Below are 10,930 nucleotides of genomic sequence, written 5' to 3' on the forward strand. Positions count from 1 at the left end.
GCCAGCGGCACTGCCCGGGTGTTCTCCTTTACACGGCGTCGGCGTGCTGGCGGAGCATGGCGAACCAGACCAGGAGTTGGATTCGGGTTTCGGCTTCGTCAGTTGGGATATTCAGGCGGGCTGCGGTCTGCCGGCGGGCTCGGCCGGTCAGGCGCAGCAGTAGCTGCTGGAAGAGCAACGGGTCCTCGACCGGTTGGAGTAGCTGCTGCGGCGTAGGTGGTGTCCATCCGCTTAGGTCAAGGTGGGCGCGGCGCAGGCACCGGTCTTGGTCGAAGTCCGCTTGGGCGTCGGGCCGGTCTTCGAGGTGGCAGTAAACGATGTCAGATGAATCGTCGTCGCCGTGGATCCGAAAGCAGAAGATCGCGCCCTGTTGGTGGTGTCGTCCGGGGTGAACGGCTCCGGCTGGCAGTGGAAGCGCGTTGAGTGCCTCAATGGTTCCGGGGAGGCGCAGGGCGTTACCGAGGATGGCCCGTTGGTGCTCTCGTTCGGTGACGGTGGTCGGACGAGGTTGGTCGAGCCTATCGAGGGCACTTGCGAAGTCCAGGGGTGTTGCGTGGGTGCCGGGGAGGATTGCCGAGGGCACGCCGACGAGTGCTGCGGCAATGGCGATCTTGCCATGAAGGGTCTTCAAGAGATTGAGAAGGATGTCCAGGCCGGCGTCGGGTAGCAGGGTTACGCAGGCGACGGTCGGGCGTTCGGCACCGTGCCGGTCGACTCGCCCAATGCGTTGTTCCAGCGCCTGCGGATTCCAGGGCAAGTCGTAGTTGATCACGATAGACGCTTGCTGAAGGTTGTGGCCCTCGCTCAAAACGTCGGTGCCGATCAACATGTCGTAGAGGTTGGGCGAGTGATGTTGGCGCACGCTGCGTCTCGGGCGGGCGGCCGTACGCGGAGCGAAGCGGGCGACGAGGTCGAGTAGTTCGTTGGTGCTCAGTGGTGGCAGGGGCGCTGCGTTAGCGATGTGGTCCTGAAGGTGGCGCAGCCGTGGGTCGAAAGCTACGACGCGCTGGAGACGGTGGTATAGGTCGACGGCGGTGTGCCGAGAGCTGATGAGGACGAGGATTTTCTCGCCCGGCCGGTCGCGGGAAAGTTGGGCTAGCTGGTTGGCGAACGCCAGGAACTTTGGGTCTTCGCGAGCGGCCAGGCTGGCGTCGGCTGACAGCCTGCGGAGTATCTCGCGGTCATGAGTGAGGGCGGCTCGGAACGCGACAACGTCGAAGTCGGTGGCGGGCAGGGCGTGTTGGGCGGCAGGGGGTACCAGATTGTTGAGCAGCAGGCCATCGATGTCGTCGTCCTCGGCGTAGGGCAGGCTGTGCTCTACGTCTTCGTCGATGGGTAGGCCGGTCCCGAGCGCGGCTAGGAGTCGGCGGGCGAGGCTGGGATGCGGCAGGCAGACACGTCCGTTGTCTAGGTCGTATAGGGCGAGTTCGACGCGGGCGGCCATACGCCGGGCGGTGGTTGCCAGGGCCGCGGGTGAGGATTCCAACCGCTTGAGCAGCATGATCTTGATGAGAGCTGCCATGGGGCCGAGCGGCATGGCCGGCATGTGCTCGTTGGCGTACTGCTGCGGCAGGTACGCGGCGAGGTTGAGTGGCCGAGTTTGTGGTTTCGGGCCGCGCAACTCCCGGAGTTGGCGTGCCGTTTCGGGCGCCAAGAGGGTCGCTGCGCCGAGTGCGTCCATGACGTCCGCGGTGAGGCTGCGTAGGCGTGGCGTGAGGGTGTACTCGACCCGGAGGTGTTGTCGCTCGGGAAAGGATTTTGCCGACCCCGGGTACTCGCGCTGAATCAGCCACCGGGTCCGGCGAACCATCCGCCGGTCGAGTTCGTCGTGGAATCCGCGGACCTTGCCTGAGTCGGGTGCCCAGGTGTGGGCGTCTCGGCACCCGTTCAGTAGAGGCCGTGCGACAGAGCTACGAGCGTGGGCTCGCTGCGGCGCGGTGGCTTTGACGGGCTTCCACTGCGGCTCGAGCGTCTGGTCGGCGAGGCTCAGCAGTTCGAACAGGTCGAGGCCGGTGTTGTTGACCGGGGTGGCGGTGAGCAGCAGGAGCCGGGGCGGCTCGGGCTGCGCAGAGATCACTGTGCGTATGGCGGCGATCCTCTTGACTTTGGGATTGCGTAGCCGGTGGGCCTCGTCGCAGATGATCAGCGCGTAATGGTGGAACTCACCGGCTTCGGCTTCCACTATGCGGGTGAGGCTCTCGTAGCTGATGACGTCGATGGGCAGCATCCACCGTTGACCGCCCTCTTCCCACCAGCGCTTGAGGCTGGCGGGGCAGACCAGGAGGACCCGCCCAGGATAGGTATTGGTGACGTGTCGAGCGATGGCGAGTGCCTGATCGGTTTTGCCGAGGCCGACGTCGTCGCAGAGCAGCGCACCGTTGATCCGGGCGAGGATGGATAGTGCCTTGGCGACCCCATCGCACTGGTCGTCGCGCAGGTAGCTCCATGAGGGGGCATTGACCTGGTCGCCGAAGGCCAGTTGCAGCATGCGCAAGTAGATGAGCTGTGGCTGATGGGGCAGGAACTTGACCCTGATTTGGTCGGCCAAGGCGTACTCGGCGGCTTGAGTCCACCACTGGTCAGCCCAATGAACCATCTCGGGCTGCGCCGCTGAGGTCAGAGCACCGAGCCAGCCTCGGTTGCTGGTCAACGCCGCGGTGGTTAGCCGCGCCGATCCGATCATCCCCGTGTTCTGGTGCGGCAGCACGACACCAGTAGCGTCGAGAACCCGATGTTCCTCACGGCGACATCGAACCCGTCCGGCATCAAGGAAGCCCAGCAATTCGATCATCGCGAGGGCTACGGCCTTGGACAGTGGCATCTCGTTGATCTCGGCTCGGATCGTCCGGTCAGCCGCCGCGAGCAGAGGACCCACGTCGTTTGGCGTCTGGGTCGGATCGAACGGCGCCGTGACGGCGGCGCTCTCGTCTTGGACGACTCCGAGGAGCACCCGTAGTTCGGTGCCTGATTGCGCAAGTCGCCGGAACGCGGGAAGAAGTTGGAGTAGTCCACGCAGGGTCATGCGCGCGGTGACAATGGTGACCGGTTCGCGGCTGTCGACCTCCTTCGAGAGGGCTTCGACCAGGCCGTCGACGATGCGTTGCTGGTCTTCGTTGACCAGCAACAGCCACCGCTCGTTCGTCTGCATGTCGTTACCGTTCAGTGACGGCCCGTTGGGGGGAGTGGATTCTCATCCCACAGTGGGCCGATGTCCTGCAGAAGAGCGTCGATGGTGCGGGCGAGCAGAGGTCCGCGTTCCTTGGCAAGCCAGTCAGCGACCTCGTCGGGTTTAATGCCCTTGGGAGGGATAGGTAGCTGGTGAGCCGCGCGTGCCGCGTTGTCGGGCGCTAATTCGTCGTAGGCGTCCCGTGTCCAGCCGTGGTGGGCTGCGATCACCTCGGCGGTGGCGTCAGACATGAAGGCGTGATGGATCAGCCGTCCTCGCACTGCGTTCTCGCAGAGGGGCAGCAGCGACATCCTCCTGTCAGGGAAGGCGATGTCTGGGTCGCGGAGGTCCCGCACGGTGCCCGCCGTACCAGTGGCGCTCGCCATGGCGTAGAGACAACCCACGGCCCCCCATCCCCGCTTTGAGCGTGAGACGACGTGTATACGTGGCTCCGGGAAAGGCGACGGCCGCCCGGGCGGCGAAAGGGCCGCCAAGCGGGAGCAGGCGTCCTCGTACGAGCCGCCTTGGGTGACCGCTACAAGGGCGCTCGAAACAAGACTCGGCCGACTGAATTGCAGTCCTCCGGCGATGGTGTGCACGATCCACCGGAACGCGAAGTCGTCAACCTGGGAATGCTGGAAGCGATCAAAGAGCGCGACGAGCACGTTGAGGACGGCGGGTGACGAGATCAGTCCGTCTCTGTCGAGACCACGGGCCGCCAAGTACCGAAGCGCAGCATCCGTTGCTCTCTTCAATCGGTCCGCAGCGTCCTCCACGACCGCCGGTTCCACAGACAATGCGGCCTTACCGCTCCCCGTCTGGGGAAGCATCCGCTGGAGCATGTGATTGAGCCGATGCAGCGTTACCGTGACACTCAGGTCATGTTTCGCTGCGAACTCGATCATCGGGTCAATATAGTCAGGCAGCAGCGGTTCGAAAGAATGGGCAAGAATTGACAGCGCGAGTTCCTCGGGACGAAGCCCGATCTGAGTGGACTTCTTGTTGCGGTTGATGAAGTGCTTGTACGCCTCTTCAAGATCGCCGTCCAGCCACTCGCGCAGCACCTCGACATCGAGGATATGGCGCACCTTCTCCTGAACTTGCAGTGCGAAACCCGTTTCGGTCGGAAGGTTGCCCGCAGCCAGGACACCCTCAATCTCCTTCTCGGAAGCCCCGTAGACTGTCCCCAACGACACGTAGGGTCCGTGCTGGCGTGGCCGCGCTAAGGCTGGCTTGCCGTCGCGATCGTTGGTGATACCCATCTGCAGCAAAGGCCCCCCGCACCTCTCCCACTGCTCCGTTGACATCCATGGAGGCTGCACCCCAAAGGCAGCGGCGACTGCAGTGATGCGTTGCTGTCCATCCACGATCCACAGCGCCGAGTTCGGCGCACGGCGATAGCGTCCGGCGATTCGCTCGCTGCCATCCGTCGGCCGCCAGATGAGGGTAGCGCCGATACGCCCACTGCTCCATAGCGTTCCCATGAGGGCTTCCACCCATCTCCGGTGCCGCGAAAACATTCGCTGGAACTGTGGGACGTCATACACCCCCTGGCGAACCTCTTCCAACAACTTGCCGACCCTGATGCTGTCGTACGCCTCGCTCATGCCTACCCCCGTGTCGTAGCAACGGCGCAATTTTAGGAGGCGCGGCGCTCAAGCGAGGAGAAACAGCGAATGAGGTATCCGTGGCTCTCGGCCATCCCGAGAACTGGAGGCTCGTCCGGCGCTGCGAGCAATTTTCTTATCGTGAATCGTGAGACAAGAACGAGCTCCGAGCGGTCTTCGGTCCATGGTGGGCCGTGCAGTGGTCCTACCAGCGTTCCCGAGGCAACCAACCTGCTGGCGCCACTCGCTGAGCCGAGCCCCATCGCGGCCCCGCGAGCTGCGAGCGCCACACTGCCGCGCCCTTCACGATCCGTCACTCCGAGCTACACCCCACCATCCGACGACAGACCACGACGGCTCCGCATCTCCTCACCCCCGCTGCCGTCCAGCTCCGAGTCCGGACGGCGCTCTTAGCCGAACCACCGGCACCGGGAACGGTCGATCAGGTCCCGCTGGCTGGGTTCGGCGACGGTCGACGGGGTGGCAGCAGCAGATCGTTGATCAACATGTCGATAGGTGTCGGAGTAACTGCCTGGAGTGACATCGACCAATGGCGCCCGTCCGGCCTTGGCGGTGATCGACGAAGGTGGTGCAGCCCGTGGGCAGACCGGATCTGGATCATCATGGGGAAGCGGGGCGACTCCAGCAGCCGCTGCGTACGACCCACGAAGAGCTTGCTGCGACGGAGTCCGGGACGACCGCTACCGCACGCAGCGGGCGGAAGTTTTCGCCGCCACGACGCAACTGCTGGACTTCGAGGCGCGGATCCCGGTGTTGATCGACGAGCGGCGCAGGCGGATCAGTAGCCGCGTCGTCTACGTCGGTGGCGCAGTTGCGCTTGCGGCGATGCTCGTCATGGGTGGGCTCGTCGTGGATGGCCGGTCCAGCCGTTGGTACCTGGTGCCGGTCGTCGTGGTGGGTCTGCTGGCCGGTGTCATCACGCTAAGCGAGCCGCGCGCTGAGCGCCTTGGGCACCGTAGTCGGGCCGTCGGCGCGCTCATCATGGTGGCCGGTGCCGCGTTGGTGGTCGTCGCGGTGCTTCGGGTGGTGTCGGCGATCTGGCTGTTGGCGCTGCTGCCGCTGCTGGTGGCGGCCTCGCCGAGCGCGCGCTGCGCGGCCGGCAATCCGCATCGGTCCTTCTTTCGCCCCACGAAAGAGCGATCTACGAACGCCAGGTCGAGGCACTCGGGCGGCTCAGGCAGCGCATCCGTTCCAGTGGCGAGGACGCGTTGCGACACAGCGCGACGCTGGCCACAACCGCACGCAACAGCGCTGAGCACCGCCAGGCCGGGGCCGCCTTCCGCGCCGCTCACCAAGGGTGGACCACGGCCAGCGCGCAGCTGACCGCCACGACCGAAGCCGCCGAGCAGGCGGGTCAAGCGCTGCAGAACGACGACGAGCGGCGGGCAGTACACGGGCCGAACGTGATGACCGGCGATGCGGCCCGCGCCACGCTGCAGGGCAAGCTGCGGGAACGCCTGTCCACGGCGATCGCCGACGCAGCGCTTCTACCGTCATGGTTCACGATCGTGCTCGGCCACCAGCCACCCGCCACCGGCACCCAGCGCTGGCTCGACACAGCAGCGTCGTTGCTGATGTACCGCATCATCTACGCGGTGAAGGACCCGGTCGTCGCCCTCGGGCCCCCACCCGGCAACGACGAGGATCGCAAAGCCTGGCACCGCAGCCTCACCGAGGACCGCCGCAAGAACCCGGTACTAGCGAAGCGATCTGGCAGTGTTGAAGCTGTCGAATGCGGCCGTGGCCGGGGTCGCCGGGGCCAGGGGTGATCGCGCGGATGGCCAGCGACAGTTCTGGCGGTGGGTCGCCGGCTGTTGGCGAGTGAGGGGGGCCGCGTGCGGGCCCTGCGGTGTGTTGCAGCAGGTGGGCGGACGGCGCAGGCTCCGTTAACGGGCCGTCAGTCCGCCGCGTCAAGATCGAGGTCGAACTGCACGAGCCATTCGACGTCTCCATCAGCCGCGGTGGCCACCATGCCGGCTACGAGCCACACCAGCGCCGGCAGGAACGCGTCGCCCAGCCGGTCGAAGGCCTCCTCCATCGTCAGGTTCGGCGCCAGCGGGCTGCCCAACAGGCCGGCGAGCTGGAACGCCTGGTCGGCCGGTTCGTCGTCCAGGTGCTCACGGATCCACTGCATGGCGGGGCCGGCAAGGTCAGATACGGCTGCCTCCTTGGCGCCGATCAGCCAGGCCATCAGGATGGAGACCAAAGCGGCGCCAGCGAGCCCGGCCTCATCGGAGTCGCCGGTGTGGTCGCGGGCCTCGGCCAGTCGCCAGGCAGGCTCCTCCATCCCGCTCGTGATCGTTTCGTCGATCAGGTCTCGAAGCCCGTCGGCCGACAGGTCGACCGTAGCGCCGAAGTCGAGGTCGTCGTCCTCGTCGACGGCTCCGCCGCGGTGTCGGGCGACCGCGGCGACGTACGCCTGAATGTCGGCCGCGCTGAACAGATGCTGGTTCTCCTGCGTCACGAGGTAGCCGACCTCGCGCCATGCATGAATGGGGGCCGGGTCAGCCCCGCTGTCTTCTGCGGCTTGCAGTAACTGGATCATCATCTCGTCGAGGTTGTGCTGGCCCAGCGGCGTCGGCTCGTCAGCATCCGGGTCGAAGAACACCGGGTCTGTCGGCCCGGGTTCACGGCCGAACTTCGCCCGGAACGCCTCGGACTGGGCCTGAAAGCCGTCACGCAGTTGCGTGCCGGCTTCTGACGCGGCATCCCACGTCAGACTGACTGTGCCGTCCGGGCCGGTGACTCGCTGCACGAACCGAGGGTCTCCCGATCGGTCGAGAACAAGACTGGCGTGCTGCTCATGGAACCGCTCCTGCCGGGCAACCTCCAACCGCTGCTGCAGACGGGTCCGCTGCTGAGCGGCGCGTCGCTGACGAGGTGTGCGCTTCTTCGGCATGAGCCGGCTCCTCCCCTCACCCGCCCGATCGGACGGCACCGAAATTATCGCGCGCCCCGGTCAATCCGACGCCGCGACACAGCCTCATCGCTGTCGAATGCGAATTGGCGTCAGCGGTCGAGGCTAGCCGGCTGCGGGTGGATCACGCACTGGCCGATGTCGGCGTAGCGAAGGATCGGGGTTTGGATGCCAGCGGGCGCTCGGTGCGTGCAGCGATCCTGGTTCCTATAGTCGGCCATGGACGGCATTCCATGCCTCGGGAGCAGGCAAAGGATCTGCACCGGGATCCGTGAAGTCGGTTCGTATCCTCGGAGGACCAACTCCCCGTTGCTGGAAGTCCTGCCGCGTATGCCTCTCCCGGTCATCACCCTCACCGCCGGCCGTCGGCCCGGCCCACATGCCTCCTGCGATGTCGCCGGCTGCGTCAGAGTGCCGGTAGCGGCGTGGCAGGTCGCCCGATCCGGGAGAATCTTCGGAGAGCGGTGGATCGCGGGGGAAACGGTCGAGTTGTGCCGAGAGCATGACGAGCGGGCGGCCCGGGTCACCGGCGCCGAGGACGGCCGCTGAGCCGCATCTTCGGCAGGGCGCGTTACCCAAGGCACTGCCAGCGGGTCTCAGGGCGGTTCTGGTGCTGGGCGAAGCCGGTACGCTGAGCTCAGTTCGACCCGCGTTCGGCGGCCCCCAACCTGACGCGGGTTGGGGGCCGCACTGCATTCATCGCTCGCCTGACGGCCGGCTGGGCCGAGTGCGCTGCCACCTCCGCGGCGGTGACCCGTGCAGTCGCTGTCGGGCCACAGTCATCAGGTCGCCCAGCGCCTCTTGCACGGCCGCATCGGCACGCTCGCGGGCGGCGAGGAACTCGGCCTGTTTCTTCCGCGACCGGAACAACTGGTTGTCGCTGTACGCGGCGGCGAGGGCAGGCAGCCTCTCACCGACCGTAACTGCGGCGTTGACGATGTCTTGGTCGCTCAGCAGCATGGCTCGGGACAGGGCGGTGGCAACTCGTGCCGCAGGGGCGCTGAGTTCGCCGGCGACCGCGTGGCCGGCGCGGTCATCCCAGTCGGCGGCGCCGCGCACCGCCCGCAGTGCGGCCGGTCCGACTTCGCCGGTGGCGCGTCCGATCAACAGCTCGAACACTGCCATTCCGAAAACCAGGCTGCGCGACCGCCGTGACGTCCACCGAGGCTCGATCAACTGCAGCGCGCGCTGCAAATCATCCACCGCAGCAAACAGCTCGACGGTGACGGCCTCCGTTTGCTTGCGGGCCTCGCCCCGACTAATGCGTTTCTGCTGCCACACCGAGGAAAGTTGGCCGAGTGCGAAGGCGGCCAGCGTCGCTGCGGCTGTGATCAACGCCGGGATGTTCGACGCTCCGCCGGACGCGGCGATGGCGGCGAGTTGTGTATGCATGGCGCACACCCTGGCGTACCAGCTGCCGCGGCCGTGGACACCACTCCGAGCCGGGGCGCTCTGGTGCCAAGGAGGTCAGTCGATGACCTGGTCGACCGTGACTCGGGTGTGGTGGGTTGCTGTCGACGATAAGCCGCCGGGCACTCTGGCGCCGGCCAGCGTGTTGATCACGACCTCCGCGGGGTCCGTACTTGCCGTCAAGCCCAACTACCGTCCGTGAAGGAACGTTCCCGACGGCATTCAGGAGCTGAGCTGATGAGCCACCGCCTGCAATCATGTGCCCCTGCCGTCCGGGACCAGCGTGATGACGATGTCCTGGCCCGATCTACCCGCAGTGACGACCCGGTGTTCGAGCCGCGAAAGGAAGTCCCGGAAGGTACGGCATCCGTAGTTGGCCTGGTCGAACGATGGGTCGAGGGCGAGCATCCTGTTCTTGACTGTACCTGCGGTCGGTGCGTCGGTCGTGATCTGCTCGAACGCCCGAATGAGAAGGCGCTCAGCGTCCTTTATGTCGAAGGCTGCGGTGACGGCGGGACGGCTGGCGGGCTCGACGGCAGCGACGATGGTGCCCCAGAACTTGTACTCCGAGCAGACGGACACCAAGCGTTGACTGGCGCTGGCTTGAGTACCGACGCCGACGACGTGTTTGCCGAATTCCCGCAGGCGATGCACGAGCGGCGAGTAGTCGCTGTCGCCGGTCACAAGGAGAAACACCGCCACGTCTGGGTGGGTGATGAGAACCTCCATGGCATCGACGGCCATCCGAATGTCTGCGGAGTTCTTGCCGGTGCCGCCGATGCGGGCGATCTGGACGAGGTCAACGCCGTTGTTGGCCAGCGCCTGCTGATACTTCCCGAAGCCTGAGTTGGCCCAGTCAGCGTAGGCGCGGCGAATGGATGCGTTGCCGTGGAAGCCTCGGCACAGGTAGGTCAGGGCGGAGTCGGGGATGGGGTCGCTCTGGCCGGGTAAACCCTTACCGGCACCGCACACCAGGTTCTCGAAGTCGATGAAGACCGCAACACGCTCCTGCGCCTGGTAGGTGACGAACGGCTGAGACCTGCGCCACCGAGCCAGCGAAGAAGACTTGCTGTCCAGCTCCTGCGTCATTTTCCACCAGCCGGTCCGTCGTGCCGATCCCGCATGGCCGGAACCGGCGGTTCGTGCGCCCCCTCGCCGCCGCGCAACGCCCTGGCGCAGGCGAAGGCAGCCCAGTCCGCGGGGTTGTTCGTCGCCCACGCTCCAGCGCCAGCAGAGTTGACTGGCGCACCAGTGTCTCCGAGATGAATGGCAAGTCTGATCGCGATCGCCTCGGCCACGACAACCGGCTGGGCAGAGGCGGCATCGCCAACGAGCCCATGAACGGCCCTGTCCCCTTCCTCTACCCCTGTCCGAGGAAGCCAATCCACCGGTAGGGGCGAGTAGGTTACGGGACCGCCGACGACCTTGGCGCCGGTCCGATGCATCGCCATGCCGTGTCCATGGTCGGCGTCCTCACCAATCCAGCCCCGCTCCTTCCGCAGCCGTCCACGCCAACCAACCCGGCCGGCCCCTATGCCTATGTAAAGGGCGGCCCCCTGCATGGGATTGACCAACTTTTGCCCGAACCCGGCAGTCACCCAGCAGTACAGACCGACCTCGGTCCCAGCCTCGTGGTGGTCATCGCTCTGCGCCGACCAACGGAAGCCGAGCAGCGCGAGACCGTTGCGCAGGGCAGTCGGCGTCGCGAGCCGCAGAGTCACCAGCGACGTCAACGGCGCAGACGCGGCAGGTTCGTCGGCGGCAGTTCGGGGCAGATTCACCCGCACAGTATGCATACGGTCGGCAGTT

At 66.1% G+C, this 10,930-nt stretch carries 7 protein-coding genes; 1 reads left to right on the plus strand and 6 read right to left on the minus strand.

The genetic code is table 11. From position 1 onward, the window contains the following. Window positions 1-28 precede the first annotated feature (28 nt). Window positions 29-3,148 (minus strand): SNF2-related protein, encoded by a 3,120-nt coding sequence (locus ACFQGL_RS10750; RefSeq protein WP_377509216.1) that lies wholly within the window; start codon window positions 3,146-3,148, stop codon window positions 29-31. A gap of 11 nt (window positions 3,149-3,159) precedes the next feature. After that, window positions 3,160-4,773: a hypothetical protein gene (locus tag ACFQGL_RS10755; RefSeq protein WP_377509220.1), complete on the minus strand. Its 1,614-nt coding sequence runs from the start codon at window positions 4,771-4,773 to the stop codon at window positions 3,160-3,162. A 1,229-nt stretch (window positions 4,774-6,002) separates the two neighbouring features. Here ACFQGL_RS10755 and ACFQGL_RS10760 point away from each other — a divergent pair. Beyond that, entirely contained in the window at window positions 6,003-6,563 is a 561-nt protein-coding gene (locus ACFQGL_RS10760) for a hypothetical protein (RefSeq protein ID WP_377509223.1), read from the plus strand. 128 nt (window positions 6,564-6,691) lie between these two features. Here the strand turns inward: ACFQGL_RS10760 and ACFQGL_RS10765 are convergent, their stop codons facing one another. The 4 genes from ACFQGL_RS10765 to ACFQGL_RS10780 all read right to left on the minus strand — a co-directional run bounded on the left by ACFQGL_RS10765 (window position 6,692) and on the right by ACFQGL_RS10780 (window position 10,902). After that, on the minus strand, window positions 6,692-7,693 hold the full coding sequence (locus ACFQGL_RS10765) for a hypothetical protein (protein WP_377509226.1): 1,002 nt from the start codon (window positions 7,691-7,693) through the stop codon (window positions 6,692-6,694). Between the two features lie 714 nt (window positions 7,694-8,407). Continuing rightward, the gene (locus ACFQGL_RS10770) at window positions 8,408-9,103 is read right to left on the minus strand and encodes a hypothetical protein (RefSeq protein WP_377509229.1); all 696 of its coding nucleotides are present in this window, start codon (window positions 9,101-9,103) and stop codon (window positions 8,408-8,410) included. 273 nt (window positions 9,104-9,376) lie between these two features. Further along, window positions 9,377-10,210: an NYN domain-containing protein gene (locus ACFQGL_RS10775; protein WP_377509232.1), complete on the minus strand. Its 834-nt coding sequence runs from the start codon at window positions 10,208-10,210 to the stop codon at window positions 9,377-9,379. Further along, window positions 10,207-10,902 (minus strand): hypothetical protein, encoded by a 696-nt coding sequence (locus ACFQGL_RS10780; protein ID WP_377509235.1) that lies wholly within the window; start codon window positions 10,900-10,902, stop codon window positions 10,207-10,209. Before ACFQGL_RS10780 ends, ACFQGL_RS10775 begins: the two co-directional genes overlap by 4 nt. Between the last annotated feature and the right edge of the window lie 28 nt (window positions 10,903-10,930).

This window comes from Micromonospora vulcania, assembly GCF_042658605.1.
GTDB classification, from domain to species: domain Bacteria; phylum Actinomycetota; class Actinomycetes; order Mycobacteriales; family Micromonosporaceae; genus Micromonospora; species Micromonospora vulcania.